This window comes from Hungatella hominis, from assembly GCF_014288005.1.
GTDB lineage: Bacteria > Bacillota > Clostridia > Lachnospirales > Lachnospiraceae > Hungatella > Hungatella effluvii.
The window spans coordinates 386,734-407,527 of sequence record NZ_JACOPB010000005.1 but is presented as its reverse complement, the minus strand read 5'-3'; the positions used below and the strand labels follow the sequence as shown (position 1 = coordinate 407,527).

General features: G+C 49.3%; 17 protein-coding genes and 1 tRNA gene. 13 read left to right on the top strand and 5 right to left on the bottom strand.

The genetic code is table 11. The features are described from left to right. Positions 1 to 219 precede the first annotated feature (219 nt). A complete protein-coding gene (locus tag H8S75_RS14305) occupies positions 220 to 468 on the bottom strand; it encodes a hypothetical protein (RefSeq protein ID WP_187022197.1) in 249 nt (82 codons plus the stop codon). A gap of 380 nt (positions 469 to 848) precedes the next feature. On the opposite strand from H8S75_RS14305, the gene H8S75_RS14300 reads away from it, so the two are divergent. Next, positions 849 to 1,481: a hypothetical protein gene (locus tag H8S75_RS14300; protein WP_187022196.1), complete on the top strand. Its 633-nt coding sequence runs from the start codon at positions 849 to 851 to the stop codon at positions 1,479 to 1,481. Positions 1,482 to 1,658: 177 nt separating this feature from the next. On the opposite strand, the gene H8S75_RS14295 is transcribed toward H8S75_RS14300, so the two are convergent. Then, positions 1,659 to 1,729: transfer RNA gene (locus H8S75_RS14295), tRNA-Gly, on the bottom strand. A gap of 147 nt (positions 1,730 to 1,876) precedes the next feature. On the opposite strand from H8S75_RS14295, the gene H8S75_RS14290 reads away from it, so the two are divergent. The 9 genes from H8S75_RS14290 (at position 1,877) to H8S75_RS14250 (ending at position 14,683) form a co-directional block, all read left to right on the top strand. Then, positions 1,877 to 3,796: a DNA gyrase/topoisomerase IV subunit B gene (locus H8S75_RS14290; RefSeq protein ID WP_055652623.1), complete on the top strand. Its 1,920-nt coding sequence runs from the start codon at positions 1,877 to 1,879 to the stop codon at positions 3,794 to 3,796. Positions 3,797 to 3,807: 11 nt separating this feature from the next. Beyond that, positions 3,808 to 6,045, top strand: a complete 2,238-nt coding sequence (locus tag H8S75_RS14285; protein ID WP_187022195.1) for a DNA gyrase/topoisomerase IV subunit A — start codon at positions 3,808 to 3,810, stop codon at positions 6,043 to 6,045. Positions 6,046 to 6,081: 36 nt separating this feature from the next. Then, positions 6,082 to 6,933 carry a DegV family protein gene (locus H8S75_RS14280; protein WP_187022194.1) on the top strand — a complete coding sequence of 284 codons (852 nt, stop codon included), beginning with the start codon at positions 6,082 to 6,084 and terminating at the stop codon, positions 6,931 to 6,933. A 152-nt stretch (positions 6,934 to 7,085) separates the two neighbouring features. After that, complete coding sequence (asd, locus tag H8S75_RS14275; RefSeq protein ID WP_187022193.1) at positions 7,086 to 8,171, top strand: aspartate-semialdehyde dehydrogenase; 1,086 nt, start codon at positions 7,086 to 7,088, stop codon at positions 8,169 to 8,171. A 34-nt stretch (positions 8,172 to 8,205) separates the two neighbouring features. Then, positions 8,206 to 9,264 (top strand): aldose epimerase family protein, encoded by a 1,059-nt coding sequence (locus H8S75_RS14270; RefSeq protein WP_187022192.1) that lies wholly within the window; start codon positions 8,206 to 8,208, stop codon positions 9,262 to 9,264. Positions 9,265 to 9,363: 99 nt separating this feature from the next. After that, a complete protein-coding gene (locus tag H8S75_RS14265; RefSeq protein WP_187022191.1) occupies positions 9,364 to 10,248 on the top strand; it encodes a DMT family transporter in 885 nt (294 codons plus the stop codon). A 25-nt stretch (positions 10,249 to 10,273) separates the two neighbouring features. After that, positions 10,274 to 11,077, top strand: coding sequence for a nitroreductase family protein (locus H8S75_RS14260; RefSeq protein WP_187022190.1), 804 nt, complete (start codon positions 10,274 to 10,276; stop codon positions 11,075 to 11,077). Between the two features lie 449 nt (positions 11,078 to 11,526). Beyond that, a complete protein-coding gene (locus H8S75_RS14255) occupies positions 11,527 to 12,915 on the top strand; it encodes an ABC transporter ATP-binding protein (RefSeq protein ID WP_187022189.1) in 1,389 nt (462 codons plus the stop codon). Further along, complete coding sequence (locus tag H8S75_RS14250; RefSeq protein WP_187022188.1) at positions 12,905 to 14,683, top strand: ABC transporter ATP-binding protein; 1,779 nt, start codon at positions 12,905 to 12,907, stop codon at positions 14,681 to 14,683. Before H8S75_RS14255 ends, H8S75_RS14250 begins: the two co-directional genes overlap by 11 nt. Before the next feature lie 131 nt (positions 14,684 to 14,814). Here H8S75_RS14250 and H8S75_RS14245 read toward each other — a convergent pair whose 3' ends face one another. Both H8S75_RS14245 and H8S75_RS14240 read right to left on the bottom strand, forming a co-directional pair. Then, positions 14,815 to 15,120 (bottom strand): hypothetical protein, encoded by a 306-nt coding sequence (locus H8S75_RS14245; protein WP_187022187.1) that lies wholly within the window; start codon positions 15,118 to 15,120, stop codon positions 14,815 to 14,817. Between the two features lie 127 nt (positions 15,121 to 15,247). Further along, the gene (locus H8S75_RS14240) at positions 15,248 to 15,736 is read right to left on the bottom strand and encodes a YbaK/EbsC family protein (protein WP_187022186.1); all 489 of its coding nucleotides are present in this window, start codon (positions 15,734 to 15,736) and stop codon (positions 15,248 to 15,250) included. 124 nt (positions 15,737 to 15,860) lie between these two features. Between H8S75_RS14240 and H8S75_RS14235 the strand changes: the two genes are divergently transcribed. From H8S75_RS14235 to H8S75_RS14225, 3 genes are all read left to right on the top strand, one after another. After that, the gene (locus tag H8S75_RS14235; RefSeq protein WP_187022185.1) at positions 15,861 to 17,921 is read left to right on the top strand and encodes a DNA topoisomerase; all 2,061 of its coding nucleotides are present in this window, start codon (positions 15,861 to 15,863) and stop codon (positions 17,919 to 17,921) included. Positions 17,922 to 17,934: 13 nt separating this feature from the next. After that, positions 17,935 to 18,621 (top strand): acyltransferase, encoded by a 687-nt coding sequence (locus H8S75_RS14230; protein ID WP_187022184.1) that lies wholly within the window; start codon positions 17,935 to 17,937, stop codon positions 18,619 to 18,621. An 84-nt stretch (positions 18,622 to 18,705) separates the two neighbouring features. Further along, complete coding sequence (locus H8S75_RS14225; RefSeq protein ID WP_187022183.1) at positions 18,706 to 20,037, top strand: sodium-dependent transporter; 1,332 nt, start codon at positions 18,706 to 18,708, stop codon at positions 20,035 to 20,037. Positions 20,038 to 20,140: 103 nt separating this feature from the next. Here H8S75_RS14225 and upp read toward each other — a convergent pair whose 3' ends face one another. Then, the gene (gene upp, locus H8S75_RS14220; protein ID WP_055653124.1) at positions 20,141 to 20,770 is read right to left on the bottom strand and encodes a uracil phosphoribosyltransferase; all 630 of its coding nucleotides are present in this window, start codon (positions 20,768 to 20,770) and stop codon (positions 20,141 to 20,143) included. Positions 20,771 to 20,794: the final 24 nt, after the last annotated feature.

The following is a 20,794-nucleotide window of genomic DNA, read 5'->3' as shown; positions in this document are numbered from 1 at the left end:
AGCAGAAAATTAGCAAGCCACAATAAATAATGTAATAGAAGTAAAATATGCCGGCATAGCCTGTATTTACAGGCTTTCCGGCACTTTTCATATCAGAAGATGTTCTTAAATATTCTCATATCCCTTCATGTTTCTGCGTTCAAAGGTAGTAGAAAGAGTAGTAAAATCACTATTCACATCGCCAAAAGAGGAGGTCCCCTTTAAGAGACACCCTTTAACTTACATTTTTCTAAAAATATGATCAAACCATATTTTAATTTTGAGTTGCCTTTTGATATCTGGCTTAATACCTCTCCTTTCCATTTCCATCATGATCTTCTGAAATTCTCCTGGTGGTGATTCAAGCTCTTTGCTTGCACTGATTTCTGGGTGCTCCTGCATAAAATCAAGTAGCCGCGCATCCGTTCGTATTTGCCTTGATAGAAAATATCTGATTCGATTTAAAACAGAATATCTTTTTCCTTTCATATAATCATCCCCTTAGGCTAAATATACACCTGTGTATAGGATAATGGAGATGTAAAAATATGGAAAAATGTTTGCGAATCACTATTGAATAAATAAGTACAAATTTAAGCCGTTAGTTGTTACACTTGTTTCACGTTCTTTTTCCTACTAAAATCCTACTACGTAACAAAAAAACGTACAATATTAGTCAACATGGGTACAAGATGCTATTACGAAAAGCCTTGTAAAATCAAGGGATTTAAGATATACTGATAAGGATTCACAATAAAATTTCGAGTTCGTAATGCGTGGGTCGCCGGTTCAAGTCCGGCCGGGAGCTGACTGAAAACCCCTGATTTTATCAGGGGTTTTTATATTATTTCAAAAGAAGAGGGATGCGAGTGATGAAAAGAGTTTTAAAAACAGGTATGATTCTGCTTGCGGCAGCGGCGCTGTTATCCGGCTGTTCCGGGAGGAGCGGAAAAGAGGAGACCACGTCGGCGGAACCGGCCCAGGTGCTGTATCCGGTTGCGATAGACGGGAAAGAGATTCTGGTCGGCGAGACCACGGTGCAGACACTTTTGGATCAGGGAATGAATGTAACGGTGTCTGAGATGACGGAGGACAAACAGATCAATCAGTATGAGATTGACCCGGAGGCCGAGCTGGAGCCTAATGCTTACTATACCGGCGGTTCGATCTGGGTTACGGATTCCATCTTCGCCCATATTTCCCTGGTTACGGATGAAAAGGCCATTCGTATGGGAGACGCAGTGATTGCACGTCTGGAATTCAGCCTGGTCAGCGGCGAAGAGAGCGAACTGAAGAGGATCACCTTTAACGGTGTGCCTGCCAGTGAGATGTCCCGGGAGAAGGCTGGAGAGATGTTTCCGGATTTCACCGGCGATGACTATATGTGGCTGCAGAAGGGGGAAGACTATGAATATTTCATGTCATTTGACCCAACGGACCTTATGTTAAGCAGTTTTTCGCTGGAAAAGGAATATGATGTGGACTGGAGCAGCGAAGAGTAACGAAGGAAAGATTCCAGAGATGTATAATCAAAGATCAAAGCGGGTGTGAAACACACCCTGATTAAAAAGAGGATTTCCAGCTCATTTGAATGAGAGGAAATCCTCTTTTGTCATGGAAAGTTCCTGTGGTGAAAATAAAAATACATGCCCATAAATCAACATTTGGGCAATAAAAAAAGCAGATAACGGGAATCGAACCCGCCTCCTCAGCTTGGGAAGCTGATGTTCTACCAATGAACTATATCTGCTTAGCCAGTTTACTGACACGTCATATATTATAGCACGACTCTGGTATAAATTTCAATACTTTTTTGAAAAAATGTGTTAAAAACTTGCCAAGTGCAGGAATTTCATTGTATAATAGCAAAAGACAATACAAGATGTGGAGGAGTATCATGGCGAAAACACAGTATAATGCGGACAGTATTACCGTACTGGAAGGGCTGGAAGCGGTCCGGAAACGTCCGGGTATGTATATAGGCAGTGTCGGCACGAAGGGGCTTAACCATCTGATCTATGAGATCGTGGACAATGCGGTGGACGAGCATCTGGCTGGCTTCTGTAACCAGATCTGGGTTACACTGGAAGCGGATGGTTCCTGTTCCGTGAAAGACGCGGGACGAGGAATTCCGGTGGAGATGCATAAGAAGGGCATGTCCGCGGAGCGAATTGTATTATCCACTCTTCATGCGGGCGGTAAATTTGATAATGATGCGTATAAGACAAGCGGCGGACTTCACGGAGTCGGCTCTTCTGTTGTAAATGCTCTTTCGGAACGGATGAGCGTAAAGGTATATAAGAACGGTCAGATTCATTATGATGCATATGAACGGGGCATTCCGACGGTAGAACTGGTGGATGGCCTGCTTCCTACGCTGGGAAGGACGAAGGAGACGGGAACTGAGATTAACTTCCTGCCGGACGGAGAGATATTTGAAAAGACCCGTTTTAAGGCGGACTGGCTGAAGAGCCGTCTTCACGAGACGGCCTACTTAAATCCCAACCTTCAGATAACATATCAGAATAAGAGAGCGGGTGAGGAGGAGACCGTCCTGTTCCATGAGCCGGAGGGAATCATCTCTTACGTAAAGGAACTGAACTCCGGAAAGGCTCCGGTTCACGATCCGATCTATTATAAAGGCACCATCGACCGGGTGGAGGTGGAGGTGGCCTTTCAGTTCGTGGATACCTTTGAGGAGAACATTCTGGGCTTCTGTAATAATATTTTCACCCAGGAGGGCGGCACCCATTTAGCCGGCTTTAAGACCCGCTTTACGCAGATGATCAACAGCTATGCCAAGGAGCTGGGAATATTGAAGGAGAAGGACGCCAACTTTACGGGCGCAGATACGAGAAACGGTATGACGGCTGTGGTCGCGGTCAAGCATCCGGATCCCATCTTCGAGGGGCAGACGAAGACGAAGCTGGCCAGCGCGGATGCCACGAAGGCGGTCTTCACAGTGACGGGAGACGAACTGCAGCGCTATTTCGACCGGAATTTAGAGATTCTGAAAGCAGTTATTTCCTGTGCGGAAAAGTCAGCGAAGATCAGGAAGGCGGAGGAAAAGGCCAAGACGAACATGCTGTCCAAATCGAAATTCTCCTTTGACAGCAATGGAAAGCTGGCCAATTGTGAGAGCCGTGACGCGGAGAAATGCGAGATATTCATCGTCGAGGGAGATTCCGCCGGCGGCTCTGCCAAAACTGCGCGAAACAGGATGTACCAGGCCATTCTGCCGATCCGCGGAAAGATTCTCAATGTGGAGAAGGCTTCCATGGACAAAGTACTGGCCAACGCCGAGATCAAGACGATGATCAATGCTTTCGGATGCGGCTTTTCGGAGGGCTATGGCAACGATTTCGATATTTCCAAGCTTCGTTACAATAAGATCGTACTGATGACGGATGCCGATGTGGATGGAAGCCATATCGACACCCTGCTTCTGACGTTCCTCTACCGTTTCATGCCGGAACTGATCTATGACGGTCATGTGTTTATCGCCATGCCTCCCCTCTTCAAGGTGATTCCGAAGCGCGGCGAGGAACAGTACCTTTATGATGAGAAAGAGCTGGAGCGCTACCGGAAGACCCACACCGGTGATTTTACGCTGCAGCGCTACAAAGGTCTTGGTGAGATGGATGCGCAGCAGCTCTGGGAAACCACGTTAGACCCGGATCACCGGGTGCTGAAGCAGGTGGAGATCGAGGACGCCCGCATGGCCTCCGAAATCACGGAGATGCTGATGGGCAGCGACGTTCCGCCGCGGCGCCGGTTTATTTACGAGCATGCGGATGAAGCAGAGATTGATGCATAAGGAGAGGGAACATGGCTGAGAAGATTGTAAAAACAGAATATTCCGAGGAAATGCAGAAGAGCTACATGAACTATTCCATGAGCGTTATCACTGCCAGGGCAATCCCGGATGCGAGAGACGGATTAAAGCCGGTACAGCGGCGTGTATTATATGATATGAGTGAGCTTCGGTTAAATCACGATAAGCCGCACCGAAAGTCGGCGCGTATCGTGGGCGATACCATGGGTAAGTACCATCCCCACGGCGACAGCTCCATCTATGAAACCCTGGTCGTGATGTCCCAGGTATTCAAGAAGGGAATGCCCCTTGTAAACGGACACGGCAACTTCGGTTCCATCGAGGGCGACGGCGCGGCTGCCATGCGTTACACGGAGGCCAGGCTGGAGAAGTTTGCAGAGGAAGTCTATTTAAAGGATCTGGATAAGACGGTTGAATTTATCCCCAACTACGACGAGACGGAAAAGGAGCCGGAGGTGCTTCCGGTCCGTGTGCCAAATCTTCTGATTAACGGCGCGGAGGGAATCGCGGTCGGTATGAGCACCAGCATTCCGCCTCATAACCTGGGGGAAGTCATCGACGTCGTCAGAGCCTACATTGACAATCCTGAGATTACGACAAGGGAACTGATGGAATATATGCCGGGCCCGGATTTCCCAACAGGCGGCATCATCGCCAATAAGAGCGGTCTCGCGGAGATATACGAGACGGGAAGCGGAAAGATCAAGCTTCGCGGAAAGATCGATATCGAACTGGGAAAACGGAAGGCCGACAAGGACAAGATGGTCATTACGGAGATTCCGTATACCATGATCGGCGCGGGTATCAACAAGTTCCTTGTGGATGTGGCGGAACTGGTGGAATCAAAGAAGCTGACCGATGTGGTGGACATTTCCAATCAGTCCAACAAGGATGGCATCCGCATCGTGCTGGAGTTGAAAAAAGACGCCGATGTGGAAAAGATCCGCAACATCCTCTATAAGAAGACGAAACTGGAGGATACGTACGGCGTCAACATGCTCGCCATCGCCGGCGGCCGGCCGGAGACCCTGAATTTAAAGGGAATCCTCAAAAATTACCTGGACTTCCAGTATCACAACGCAACGCGCAAATACCAGGCGCTGCTGGAGAAGGAACTGGAGAAAAAGGAGATCAAGGAAGGCTTAATCAAGGCCTGCGATATCATCGATCTGATTATCGCCGTGCTGAGAGGCTCCAAGAGCTTAAAGGATGCCAAGGCCTGCCTGATGACAGGAGATATCTCCAACATCAAATTTCGGACAGCCGGATTTGAAAAGGATGCGGAGAAGCTTCATTTTACGGAGAAGCAGGCCAGCGCCATTTTGGAGATGCGCTTATATAAGCTGATCGGTCTGGAGATTCTGGCCCTGGAGAAGGAGTATAAGGAGACTATGGTGAAGATCGCCGAGTACCAGCATATTCTGGAGAGCCGGACAAATATGGACGTCGTGATTAAGAAGGACTTAGAGGCTATCAAAGAGGAATTTGCCACACCGCGCCGCACGCTCATCGAGGATGGAAAAGAAGCTGTTTACGATGAGACAGCCGTGGCCGTCTCGGAGGTGGTGTTCGTCATGGACCGGTTCGGCTACTGCAAGCTGCTGGATAAGTCCACATACGACCGCAACAGAGAGACCATCGAGACGGAGAACGTTCACGTGGTATCGTGCTTTAATACAGACAAGATCTGTATTTTCACCAATACCGGCAACTTACATCAGGTGAAGGCCGCCGATATCCCTTACGGAAAGCTGAGGGACAAGGGCACGCCGATCGACAACTTAAGCAAGTATGACGGCACAAAAGAGCAGATTATCTATCTCTGCAGCGCGGAATCCATGAAGGGCAGCCGCTTCCTCTTCGCCACGAAGCAGGCGCTTGTGAAGAGAGTGCCGGGAGAGGAATTCGAGACAAACAACAGGACCGTAGCCGCTACCAAGCTTTTAGAAGGCGACGATGTGGTATCGATTCAGATTCTCCGGGCGGAGACCGAGGTGGTGCTTCAGACCTCAAGCGGCGTATTCCTGCGTTTTGCACTGGAAGAGATTCCTGAGATGAAGAAGAATTCCAGAGGCGTGCGGGGGATTAAGCTGGCCCAGGGAGAAGAACTGGAGACGGTCTACTTACTGGGAGAGGATCCGGTGATCGAATACAAAAAGAAGGAAGTTCATTTGAACCGCTTAAAGATCGGAAAGCGTGACGGAAAGGGCAGCAAGGTCCGTCTTTCGTAAGAAGGAGCCTGCGGCAGTCACGGGAAAGGAATCACGGTGAAGAGAATAGGGATATCTGCCGACAGCTCCTGCGATCTGTCGGCAGAAATTGCAGAACAGTATGGAATTACGGTAATCCCTCAGGCCATTATCATGGAGGGAAGGACATACCGGGATGGAATCGAACTGAAACCGGCCGATATCTTTCGCCATGTTTCGGCGGGAGGAGAGATCTGTAGTACGACCGCCATCAATACGGCGGAGTACTGCGGCGCTTTTACGGAGCTAAGGAAGGAGTGCGGCGCGCTGATTCATTTTACCATCGGTTCGGCGCTGTCCAGCTGCTATCAGAACGCAGTTCTGGCCGCCGAGGAAGTTCCTGGCGTCACGGTGGTAGACTCCATGAATCTTACCACCGGAATCGGTTATCTGGCAGTAGCCGCCGCAAAAATGGCGGAGGCAGGCATGGAAACGGAAGCGATTGAGGCAAAGCTGGAGAATTTGAAGACCCGCATGGATGTGAGCTTTGTCATCGACAAGCTGGACTATTTACGAAAGGGCGGACGCTGTTCGGCGGTTACCGCGTTCGGCGCCAATCTGCTGAACATCAGGCCCAGCATCAGCGTGAGGGACGGGGAACTGACGGTGGACAGAAAGTACCGCGGCGCGTTCCGGCAGTGTGTGAGAAAATACATCGGTGAACGGCTCGACGCGGTGCAGGGGCGCTGCATGCCGGACGTAATCTTTCTCACCCACGCGGCCTGCCCGGAGGCGGTGGTGGAGGAAGCCAGGGAGCTGATCCGGAGCCGGGGAATCTTTTCGGAGATACTGGTGACGGAGGCCGGATGCACCGTGTCCAGCCACTGCGGCCCAAACACGCTGGGAATTATATTTGCTGTAAAATCATAAAATAAAAGCGTGCGATTCTTTTCCAGGACGTACATTCCAGGAAAATGTCTTTCATAGACGCACAAATGTATTTTTGTGACGAATAAACCTTGATTTTTTTTTAACTTTGTTATAGGATAGTCTGAAAAAAGAAATGAAATGAGGAGAAAACTATGGAAAAGAAGTTAAAGGTTGGTGTGTTAGGTGCGACAGGTATGGTGGGACAGAGATTTCTTTCTCTGCTCGAGAATCATCCCTGGTACGAGGTGGTGACCGTGGCCGCCAGCCCCCGTTCTGCCGGAAAGACGTATGAGGAGGCTGTGGGAGACCGTTGGAAAATGACGACTCCGATGCCGGAAGCAGTAAAGAAGCTGACTGTGATGAACGTAAATGAGGTGGAGAAAGTTGCCGCCAGCGTGGATTTCGTATTCAGCGCCGTTGATATGACGAAAGAAGAGATCAAGTCGATCGAGGAAGCGTATGCGAAGACGGAGACACCGGTCGTTTCCAACAACAGCGCGCACAGATGGACACCGGATGTGCCGATGGTAGTACCGGAGATCAACCCGGAGCACTTCGAAGTGATTAAGGATCAGAGAAAGCGGCTTGGCACAGAGCGCGGCTTCATCGCTGTAAAACCGAACTGTTCTATCCAGAGTTACGCTCCCGTATTAACCGCCTGGAAAGAGTTTGAGCCGTACGAGGTTGTGGCTACAACGTACCAGGCAATCTCAGGCGCAGGCAAGACCTTTAAGGACTGGCCTGAGATGGAAGGCAACATCATCCCATACATAGGCGGTGAGGAAGAGAAGAGTGAGCAGGAACCGTTAAGACTCTGGGGAAAGGTAGAGAACGGAGAGATCGTCAAAGCGAGTGAGCCGGTTATCACCTGCCAGTGTATCCGTGTTCCGGTCTTAAACGGTCATACAGCCGCAGTTTTCGTGAAATTCCGCAGAAAACCGACCAGGGAGGAATTGATCGAGCGCCTCGTAAGCTTCAAGGGGCTTCCTCAGGAACTGGAGCTTCCAAGCGCTCCAAAGCAGTTTATCCAGTATCTGTATGAAGACAATCGTCCGCAGGTTACCATGGACGTGGATTTTGAAAATGGTATGGGTGTTTCCATCGGACGTCTCCGTGAGGACACGGTGTACGATTATAAATTTGTCGGCCTGTCCCACAACACGGTCCGAGGCGCGGCCGGCGGCGCGGTGCTCTGCGCAGAGCTTTTAACAGCGCAGGGATATATTCAGGCAAAATAGTGACACAAATAAGAGAAACACGGAGGTAGCTGAAATGGCTTACAGGAAAGAACAGTGGGGAGTTATGCCTTCCGGAGAAGCGGTCACTCTCTATACGCTGTCTAATGACAACGGCGTGTCGGCCTCTTTTACCGATTTGGGCGGCACATGGGTGACGATGAACGTGCCTGACAGGGACGGAAAACTCGTCGATGTGGTTCTGGGATATGACAGTGTGGAGGCGTACCTGGAGAATCCGCCCCACTTCGGAGCACCGATCGGCCGCAACGCCAACCGCATTGCAGGGGCGAAATTTACGCTGAACGGGAAAGAGTACCAGCTGGCGGCTAACGACGGAACGAATAATTTGCACAGCGCGCCGGATCTGTATCACGACCGTCTCTGGGAGGCCGAGACAGAGGAGGGCGCTCTCGGAACCGTCATCAGCTTTTCACTGTTCAGTCCCGACGGTGATCAGGGATACCCGGGAAACGCCAACATCACGGTGAGCTACACGCTGACACCGGATGACAGCCTGGTCATCGCTTACCATATGGTTTCCGACAGCGATACGGTTGCAAACTTTACGAATCACAGCTACTTTAATCTGGATGGCCAGGACAGCGGAAATGCCATGGGCCAGAGAGTATGGATCGACGCGGATACGTATACGGCGGCGGACGCAGGTTCCATTCCGACCGGAGAGATCGTGCCGGTGGCTGGTACGCCTATGGACTTCACTGTCATGAAGGTAATCGGCCGTGACATCGAAGAGGAGTATGAGGCTCTGATTCTCGGCAAAGGCTACGATCATAACTGGATCTTAAACCATGCTCCCGAAGAGACTGAACTTTCCGCGGCAGCTGAATCCGACAAAACGGGGATACGCATGGAGGTCTACACGGACCTTCCCGGAATGCAGTTCTACACCGGCAATTTCCTCGGCGCAGGACCGGCCGGCAAAAACGGCATGGTATATGCTCCGAGATACGGTTACTGCTTTGAGACACAGTACTATCCGAACGCAGTGAATATGCCGGAATTTCCTTCGCCGGTATTGAAAGCGGGAGAGGAATACCGGACTACTACGATATACCGGTTTACACGCTGGTAACGCTTTAAACACTGCAGCACCATAGAAAGCAAAGGGCTGCCACGGCCATAATCCGGCCTTGGCAGCCCATGTGTATGTGAAAGGACATTAGGGAGACCTATGAGTACGAAAGACGGAAAAGGAATCAAAATACTGGCGGCCATCGGGCTGATCATCACGACCATCATCTGGGGAAGCGCATTTGTTGTCATGAAAAATTCGGTGGACATCATTTCCCCCACCTACTTACTGGCGCTTCGCTTTACCATAGCGGCTATCGCACTGATCCTGGTATTCTGGAGAAAGGTGATGAAGATCAACAAATCGGATTTATTCTGCGGGGGACTGCTGGGCGTGTTTCTCTTTGTCAGCTATTTCTTTCAGACGTATGGATTAAAGTACACGACGGCCAGCAAAAATGCGTTTATCACCACACTATATGTGATCCTCGTACCTTTTCTTCACTGGTTCTTTAACCACAAGAAACCGAAGCGAAATAATATCATCGCCGCCTGTATCGCGGTTGTGGGCCTTACGCTGCTGTCGCTGGAAGGGGATTTATCCATCAACCTCGGAGATTTACTGACCCTGATCTGCGGCTTATTCTTCGCGGTCCACATTGTATTTATCGACCGCTATACGACGGATCATGACCCGGTCACGATGACGGTGCTGCAGATGGTGGTGGCAGCGGCCTTAAGCTGGATGATCGCGCCGATTCTGGAAGGGCCGTTTGACGGCGGGGTAATTGACAACACGATGATGATCGGTCTTTTGTATCTGGGAATTTTCAGCACAATGATCGGGTTCCTGCTCCAGAATGTGGGACAGAAATATTTAACGCCGAACACCTCATCCATTCTCTTATCGTTTGAATCGGTATTCGGTCTTATCTTTTCCGTGATCTTCCTGGGTGATCCGCTGACAGTCCGGCTGATGGCCGGCTGTGTATTCATGTTTGCGGCAGTGATTCTCTCCGAATACAGGAAAAAAACGGCATCTTAAAATGAAGTGGGAAAAGGAGAACTGAATGATGAACAGTGCAGTTATAATTGATGAAGAACAGTGTATCGGATGCGGTCTCTGCGTGCAGGACTGTCCGGGAAACGCGATTGTTTTAAACGAGAAAAAGGCCGCTGTCAAATGGCCCTGCATCACCTGCGGCCACTGTGTGGCAATCTGTCCCTCCGAGGCGGTTTCCATACCGGAGTATGATATGGCGGGGGTGGAAACGTATCAAAAGGATTCGTTCACCGTATCTCCGGAAAACTTTCTTCACGCGGTAAAATTCCGCCGGAGCATCCGCAGCTATAAGGATACACCAGTCAGCCGGGAAGTGCTGGAGCAGATCATCGAAGCGGGGCGCTATACGGCAACGGCGAAGAACGCACAGGCGTGTACCTTTGTGGCAGTACAGACACGTCTCCCCGAGTTCAAGGAACTGTTCTGGTCAGAATTTCCATACATTCTGGAGATTCTGCGGGAGACGAAACCAGACTACGTGCGCGCCTTTACACGTTTCTATGATAAATGGAAGAAGGACCCCAAGGAGGATACATTCTTCTTTAATGCGCCGTGCCTGCTGATTACGGCAGCAGATAATCCGCTGGATGGAGGTCTGGCGGCGGCCAATATGGAAAATATGGCGGTGGCCGAGGGCGCAGGCGCCCTATACAGCGGCTATCTGCAGAGAACAGTCAGCGTGAGCCCGAAACTGATGGAGTGGCTGGGACTTGAAGGCAGAACGCTTGCCTGCTGTATGCTTCTGGGATATCCGGCCGTGAAATATCAGAGAACAGCACCACGGAAGACGGGCGACATCCGGTTTTTATAATCTTCATAGAGCTTATAAGAGACGGTTTTAAAGGCTGGACCATTTCCCGGTATTAACGATTGAAAAGATTATAGGAAAGTGCTGCAAAGAACCTGTTTCCAATGAATTGAAACACTGGAAATGAGGCTTTTGCAGCACTTTTTTTCGTTCCTGACCATTTGGAAGTCAAGTACAGAACGATTTTTAAATAAAATTATCAGAATTTAGGACGATACATTGACAAGAGAGAGAATATCAGATATGATTAGTGAAATTTACCTAATGCTGGTAAAGGAGTGGGGAAAGATCATAAAAATAGTCTGATAGGAGTGAGAGTATGAAAAGAAAAAAGAAAAGCAGAGGGAACTTCCTTTATTTGCTGAAGGAAGCTGGAAGACCCCAAATACTTAAATGAATTCTGGCGTGTCACCTCGGCCACCTCCGATATCGAATTCGGGGTTCAGGGAATTTTGACCCAGTTATTTGTGCTGTCGGCAAATGGTGTCTCAGCCGTGTTTTATTTAAGCGTTTTAGGAAAACTTAATTTTCTGATCGTTCTCCTGCTGATCGCTGATATTTACATGGTCTATCTCTTAAGGGAAAAAGCCAGTAAGTATGAGGTGGAGATATCAAGGAAGGCATCACCGTTTGGAAGGCGTCAGCGCTACCTGACGAATGTTATGGGCAACCTGGCTTATGGAAAGGATTTGAGAATCTACGGCCTCTCCAACATTTTGCTGGAGAAGCTGATACTTAACCACAAATCCAGACGAAAGATTGATGTGGATATCCAGAAACACCATTATGGTGCAGACCTTGCAGAAAGCATCCTTTCCTGCGTCCGTGATATCATTATTTACAGCTATCTGATCTGCAGCGTCCTTGAGGGACGGATTTCCATTGCTGATTTTACTATGTGTTTTATGGCGGCAGCAACACTTACGGTTACGCTGGAAAAGGTATTTGAGGATATGGCATTTGTAAAGAGCGATTTATTCCGGATTGACGAGATGAGAACGTTTCTGGACCTTCCCAATGAGGATGAGGGCGGACCGAAAGAACCGGTACCCGTTCCGCAGGCGGATCACTATGAGATCACCTTTCGCCATGTGAGTTTTCATTATCCGGGGACGGATGAAAATGTGTATACAGATTTCAATTTTACGATAAAAGCTGGTAAGAAGCTGGCAATCGTCGGTATCAACGGTGCTGGAAAAACGACGCTGGTCAAGTTGGTTACACGGCTCTATGACCCGACGGAGGGGGAGATCCTTCTAAATGGAACCGACATCCGCCGTTTTGCACTTCAGGACTACAGAAATCTGCTGGCAGCTGTATTTCAGGACATCAACTTATTTGCCATGACCTTCCAGGAAAATATCACCTGTGAGGAGGGCGGTGCGGATGGAGAACGCCTTTTGGCCGCCATAGAGGAAGCCGGGCTTTCGGCGTTTTATGAACAGCACGGGAAGAATCCGGATCTTCCGCTGACAAAGTATCTCTACCATGACGGCGTTGATGTATCCGGAGGAGAAAAACAGAAGATTGGAATCGCCCGGGCACTTTACAAAAATGGAAAGATCCTGATTTTTGACGAGCCGACGGCGGCCCTCGACGCCCATGCGGAATATACTCTGTACCATGAGCTGGCGGAAATTTCAAAAGGCCGGACACTGCTGTTTATATCCCATCGACTGGCCTCCACCAGATTCTGTGATGAGATTGCACTGATCGACGGGGGACGTGTGGCGGAGCTGGGAACTCACGAGGAACTTCTGGAAAAGAAGGGAAAGTATTACCAGATGTTTATGGCTCAGAAGAAATATTATGAGGAGGGGGAGGCGGCGCATGAAGCATAACATAAAAAAAGAACTTTATAATTTGAAATTTCTGGCTAAAAAAGTAGTTCAGGCATCGCCAGGCTACGTTCTGGCCGCGTTTGTGGAATCCATGCTGGAGGCGGCGCTTCCATTTGTGGCAATACTCTTTCCCAAATACATGATCGATGAGATGATGGGAGAGAAACGTCTTTCCCTTCTGGCCGGGTATGTGGCGGCGGCCGCATTATCAGCGCTGTTTTTATCGATGGCGGCAGGCGCGCTGAAACGGTATATGAATGCGGTGACAAGGGATATTCTGGTTAAGATTGAGTATGACATCGGCAGCCACAACATGGGGGTGGCCTACGAGAATCTGGAGGATACGAAGTACATAGAGCAAAAGGATAAAGCCATGCTTCCCATCCGGGAACGAATGACTCATCTCTATATTGTGCGCCAGTTTCCCGAACTGATCCGCTGTGTCCTTACGGCAGCAGGGGCCGTTGGAATTCTCTTAAGCTTCGATGTGATCAGCCTGATAGTCATCATGATTCCCACAATTGTGATCGCCTGGCTTAACAAAGGATATCAGAAAAAGGAGATGGAGATTCACGAAGAATCCGTAAGTATGGAGCGCTTCTTTATCTATTACTATCAGATTCTCGAAGATTTTGGACCTGGAAAGGATATTCGGCTGTTTCGCCTCCATGAACTGCTGATGAAGCGCAATAACGAATGTGACGACAACATATTCAGGTTCAAGAAGCAGACCATGGAGCTGAAACGGAGGTTTGAAGGGATTTCCAGGATTTTAGAGGCGTTCCGCAGTGCGTTTGTGTACGGATACATCGGCGTGAAGGCTTTGCTGACCGGTATCACCATTGGCAGCTTCAGTATGTATACGGGAGCGGCGGCGACATTTTCCAGTTCCACAGCAAATCTGCTGAATATTATCGTGCGTTTGAGACAGGACTGCCGTTACCTGGAAGAATTCGTGAAACTGGAGGAGATTCCGGTGGAAACGGAGATGGAAGGCCAAAAGGACATTGACACCAGCCAGCTAACTCTGGAATTTCGTCATGTGTCGTTCCGGTATCCGGGAACAGACCACGACATCTTAAGTGATGTGAACTTCGAACTGAAGCCGGGCGAGAGCCTGTCTGTCGTGGGCAGAAACGGCGCTGGAAAAACCACCATGATCAAGCTGCTGTCCAGATTGTTCAAACCGACTGACGGTCAGATCCTGATCGGCGGCGTGGATATCCATACGATTGATTCTATAGTGTACCGGAAGCTTTTATCCGTGGTATTTCAGGATTTTAAGATATTTGAATTTAGCATTGAAGAAAATGTGGCTGCCGGAACGGCTGTCTCAGAGAAACGCCTGGAATCGGCGCTTAAGAATGCAGGGATCTTTGAAAAAGTTCAGACTCTTCCGAATGGAAGCAAGACATTCGTTGGAAAGCAGTTCGAGGAAAGCGGGACGGAATTTTCAGGTGGAGAGCTTCAGAAGCTGGCGATTGCCAGAGCGCTGTATAAGGATTCCCCGGTTATTGTGCTGGATGAACCGACAGCGGCTCTGGATCCGTACGCGGAGGAAGAGGTGTATGAGCGTTTCAGTGAACTGACGGGAGGACGCACTGCCGTATACATCTCACACCGCCTTTCCAGCTGCAAGTTCTGCAGACGGATTATCTTTCTGGAAGACGGAAGGATCACAGAGGATGGAAATCATGAGGAGCTGATGCGCTTAAACGGGAAGTACGCGGAGATGTTTCAGATGCAGGCAAGCCAGTATACAGGATAAAGATGTGTTTAAAATGACGAATTGTGATAGGAGCGGAAGAGGCAGATAAAAAATGGAGTTAGATAACTCTTTTTCACTGCCTCTTCTTTTACTTGCTTTTGCCAGGAATGCAATACTTTCATTTGGAATCTTTATGCGATTTTCATTTTGAGTTCATTCACTTCTTTTTTGATTTCCTGAATCATCTGAAGGAAAAGGGCGTTGTTTTCATGATCTAGTTTTACCGTCCGATAATACTGTGTCAACTCATCCATATTTTTTTTGAGCTGTTCCATCTTCGTTTCAAGATTCTCCTGTACTCTGTCAACCTCATTTAATACAAGATTTTCTGATCTGCCGATCTCGGTCTTTATAATATCCTTGAGAAGATTTTCTGACCTTCCGATTTCTTCTTTCATGATGTCCCTGATTGCCTGCAAATCACTATGTTCTAACATATGAATACCTCCTGATATGGATTACTTGTATCACGTTACCATCTTCAGCCAATGTTAGTATATCATTGTTCATAGAAAGAAACAAGCAATTATATCATAAGTTCAACCTGGATAACCAGGAAATTTTTTATATGGCCTGAACATCTTTTGCCTTGCAGACATCGATCCATTCCTTTGCCTGTGAATACTTGAAGAGCTCCTCACAGGTAAGCTCAATCGCGGAGCTGGCGCTTCCGGCCGCCGGAAATACGGAAGGGAACCGCTGCATGGAGATATCCAGATAAGTAGTCACGTGTTCCGGATTGGCAAACGGGCAGACGCCGCCCACCTCATGGCCGGTCAGCATGGCGACTTCCTCGGCGCCCAGCATCCGGGCCTTAAAACCGAACTGTTTCTTAAACTTGGCGTTGTCGATCTTCATGTCTCCGGCTGTGACAATCAGGATACAGCCGTTTGTTTCATCTCCATGAAAAGAAAGGGTTTTAGCGATGCGGGCAGGTTCTACGGACAGCGCTTTGGCCGCTAATTCCACCGTGGCACTGGAAACTGGAAACTCCTGTACGTCACAGTCTCTGCCATAATCTCTCAGATATTCTTTTACTTTTGCAATAGACATAATAGGACTCCTTCACTTTAACGTAATAAAATAGAAATAGAATTGTTTATAATTGTATCATTGATATTCCGGATTTTCAATGGTATAATAGACGGGTTATGAATAGAAATCAGTGGGGATATACATGTCAAAATCTTTATACATTGCAGAAAAACCAAGTGTAGCACAGGAATTTGCCAACGCGCTTAAGATAAACGGAAGGCGCAGCGATGGTTATATTGAATCGGAACAGGCAATTGTCACATGGTGCGTAGGCCATTTAGTTACTATGAGCTATCCGGAATGCTACGATCCAAAATACAAGAGATGGAGTCTCGAGACTCTGCCTTTTTTACCGAAGGAATTTAAGTACGAAGTGATTCCCAGCGTCGAAAAACAGTTTAAGATCGTGAGCGGTCTTTTAAACCGGCCGGACGTGGATACGATATATGTCTGCACCGACTCGGGACGCGAGGGAGAATATATTTACCGTCTGGTGGCCCAGATGGCTGATGTGAAGGATAAGGCCCAGAAGCGGGTATGGATCGATTCCCAGACAGAGGAAGAGATTTTAAGAGGAATCAGGGAGGCAAAAGATGAGACGGAATACGATAATCTTTCCGCCTCAGCCTATTTAAGGGCAAAAGAAGATTATTTGATGGGAATTAATTTTTCCCGTCTGCTTACACTAAAGTATGGACAGAATATTTCGAATTACTTAAGAACCGGAAAGAACACGGTGATTTCCGTGGGACGCGTTATGACGTGTGTCATGGGCATGGTAATCCGGCGGGAGCGGGAGATCAGGGACTTTGTCAAGACACCGTTTTACCGGGTGATTGGTACGTTCTCTCCTCAGGATATGGATTTTGACGGAGAGTGGAAGAGCGCCCCGGGCTCCAGGTATTTCGAATCCCCGTATCTCTATAAGGAGAACGGATTTAAAGAGAGAAAGACAGCGGAAGCCTTAATCGAAGCACTTTCCGCGGTTCAGCCCATGAATGCGGTGCTGCAGGCCATTGAGAAGAAGAAGGAGACGAAGAATCCTCCGCTTCTTTACAACCTGGCGGAGCTTCAGAATGACTGCTCCAAGATGTTTAAGATCAGTCCGGATGAGACCTTGAAGGTCGTCCAGGAACTGTATGAGAAGAAGCTGGTAACGTATCCGAGAACCGATGCCAGAGTCCTTTCCACAGCAGTGGCGAAGGAGATATACAAGAACATCGGAGGCTTAAAGAATTTTGAACCGCTGGCCGGATTCGCGGCCGAAGCGCTGGAGTCCGGTTCCTTTAAAGGGATTGCAAAAACGCGGTACGTGAATGATAAACAGATTACGGACCATTACGCGATCATACCGACCGGACAGGGCATGGGGGCCTTGCGAAGCTTGTCGCCGCTTTCCGCAAAGGTTTATGAGGTAATAGCCAGACGATTTTTAAGCATCTTTTATCCTCCGGCCATCTACCAGAAATACGCGCTGGAGCTGGTTATCGATAAGGAACACTTTTTTGCTAACTTCCGCGTCATGCTGGAGGCGGGCTACTTAAAGGTGGCGGATGTTCCGGGAAGCAAGAAAAAACCGGATGCCAAACCAAAGGACGGACAGGCGGAGAATGGTTCCGGAGACTCCGAGGAGGGCAGCGCAGATTCCACACAGAAAAACATGGATAATCCGGAATTTATCGCCATGCTGGGGACTCTGAAGAAGGGCGCCGTAGTCCCGCTTAAGAGTCTGGCCATCAAGGAGGGAGAGACATCACCGCCCAAGCGCTATACCTCCGGTTCCATGATTCTGGCCATGGAGAATGCGGGCCAGCTGATCGAGGATGACGAGCTGCGGGCCCAGATCAAGGGAAGCGGTATCGGTACCAGTGCGACCCGTGCCGAGATTTTAAAGAAGCTGTTCAATATTAAATATCTGGCCTTGAACCAGAAGACCCAGGTTATTACCCCGACACTCTTAGGGGAGATGATCTTTGACGTGGTAAACGCCTCGATCCGCCAGCTTTTGAATCCGGAACTGACGGCCAGCTGGGAAAAAGGGCTTACCTACGTGGCGGAGGGAAGCATTACCTCCGACGAATACATGCAGAAACTCGAGAATTTTGTCGCTGGACGCACGGCCAATGTATTAAGGCTGAACAATCAATACGGCCTTCGGGGCGCATTTGATGCGGCGGCGGCTAATTATAAAAAAACAAAATAGGAGACTTAAGACCATGAAAAAAGAAGATATGCAAATCCAGGACTTATTTGATACCAGCCATACCATAGCAAAACTTTTATTTGAAAGAAACACGTATCCGTGGGAGATCCTCCCCAAGATCGGTGAGTATATTACCTCCCTCGGCGAGCTGCTTCCGGAAGACGAATACAACCGCATGGGTAAATCCATCTGGATTCACAAATCCGTCAAGATGCCGCCGACCGCGTGTCTGGCCGATAATGTAATCATCTGTAAGGGCGCATCTATCCGTCACTGCGCATTTATCCGCGGCAACGTCATCGTTGGTGAAGGCGCTGTTGTGGGAAACTCCTGTGAGTTAAAGAACGTTATCCTGTTTGACGGCGTTCAGGTACCGCATTACAACTACGTAGGCGACTCCATCCTGGGCTATAAGTCACACATGGGCGCCGGTTCCATCACCTCCAACGTGAAGTCTGACAAGACTCTGGTCAAGGTTCACGCAGAGGATGGAGATATCGAAACCGGGTTAAAGAAATTCGGCGCGATCCTGGGTGACTTCGTGGAAGTCGGCTGCGGCTCAGTCTTAAATCCGGGAACCGTAATCGGACCGAAATCCAATATCTATCCGCTTTCCAGCGTGAGAGGCTGTGTTGACGGCGGCTGCATCTACAAGAAGCAGGGCGAAGTGGCAGAGAAACGCGAAACAGAGGAAGCATAAGAAAGAAGGCCGAAAAAGGCCGGGAAAGAGGCCGCCCAATGAGGAAGGCCAGCGATAAAATCAAGGAGTAAGGTACAAAGAGACATGTCAGAAAAAACACATACTGCGGGGAAGAACGGCAAGTTCGGCTCGCGGCTTGGATTTATACTGGCCTCCGTGGGCTCTGCAGTCGGAATGGGGAACATCTGGATGTTCCCCTACCGCGTGGGGCAGTACGGAGGCGCAGCTTTTTTACTCGTTTATTTCGGATTTATCTTTCTATTCGGCCTGGTAGGGCTGTCGGGGGAATTTGCATTCGGAAGACTGACTGGGACCGGACCCATCGGTTCTTACAGCTATGCGCTGAAGAGCAGAGGGAGAAGGGGCGGGGGACTTCTCGGCGCCATCCCTCTGATCGGTTCTCTGGGTATCGCGATCGGTTATGCGATTATCGTGGGCTGGGTGCTCCGATACCTGTTTGGCTCTCTGTCGGGAGTTATGATGGGGATGGAGGCAGAGGTCTATTTCTCCCAGGCGACCGGCCATTTCGGCAGCGTACCGTGGCATTTCATGGTGGTGGTAATCACCATGGCGGTGCTGGTGGGCGGTGTCCTGAAGGGGATCGAGAAGGTCAACCGCATTATGATGCCTGCATTTTTCATCCTGTTCGTGATTATCGCGGTGCGGGTGTTCTTCCTGGACGGCGCCCTTGCCGGGTATGAGTATCTGCTGATTCCGCACTGGGAGCTATTGCTTAAGCCGGAGACGTGGGTGATGGCCATGGGACAGGCATTCTTCTCCCTGTCGATTACCGGATCAGGAATGATCATTTACGGCAGTTATTTAGACAAGAAGGAAGATATACCGAAGGCGGCCATGACGACCGCTCTGCTCGATACGGTGGCGGCTCTGCTCGCAGGCTTTGCCATCATTCCGGCGGTGTTTGCGTTTCAGATGGATCCGGCCAGCGGTCCGCCGCTCATGTTCATCACGCTTCCTAAGGTTTTCGCGCAGATACCGGCCGGAAGATGGGTGGCCGTTCTGTTTTTCTTATCCGTGCTGTTTGCAGGAATCACGTCCCTCGTCAACATGTTCGAGGTGTGTGCGGAAGCGGTTCAGACTCATCTGCATTTCGACCGGAAGAAGGCGGTTCTTCTCGTGGGCTGTCTCGTGTTCCTGATCGGACTTTTCATCGAGTATGAGCCGTATATGGGTTCCTGGATGGATATGATAACGATCTACGTCGTGCCGTTCGGAGCCGTGCTCTGTGCGATCATGATCTACTGGGTTCTGGGAATAAACAGGATCGGAGAGGAGCTGAATACCGGCCGGAAAAAGCCGGTTGGGAAGCTGTTTTGCTTTGCTGCAAAATATATTTACGTGGGACTCGCCGTCCTGGTGTTTATTATGAGCATTGTATACAAAGGAATTGGATAAGAGAAGATAAAAAAGAAACGCCAGAACCGGCATTTGCCGGAACTGGCATTTCTTTTTTAGAAACTTATTTTACAGCTCCTGTCAGCTTTACAGTTTCATTGTCTTATTTCGTACCGAAAATTCTGTCTCCGGCATCTCCCAGACCTGGGCAGATGTAGGCGTTTTCGTTTAACTGGCGGTCGAGATGGCCGACATAGATCTGAATGTCCGGATGAGTTTTGTGAAGGCGTTCCAGACCTTCCGGAGCGGCGATGATGGCCATGAACTTGATGTTCTTTCCGCCGTGTTCCTTGATGAAATCCACGGCTGCAACGGCAGAACCGCCTGTAGCCAGCATAGGATCGGTTACCACGATGGTTCTCTGTTCAATGGGGTTCGGAAGCTTGCAGTAGTATTCGTGAGGCTCGTGTGTGACTTCGTCGCGGTAAAGACCGATGTGACCGACTTTGGCAGAGGGAACGAGAGCGAGGATTCCGTTCACCATGCCGAGGCCGGCACGAAGGATAGGAACGATGGCCAGCTTCTTCCCCGCGATCATGGGAGTCATACAGGTCTCGATCGGAGTCTCGACCTCAACCTCCTTTAAGGGAAGGTCTCTTAAGGCCTCGTAGCCCATAAGCATGGCGATCTCTTCGATCAGAGCACGGAACTCATTGGTACCGGTTCTCTTATCCCTCAGGATAGAGATCTTGTGCTGGATTAACGGGTGGCTGAAGACAGTTACATTTTCAATTGGATATTCCATGGTATATGAATC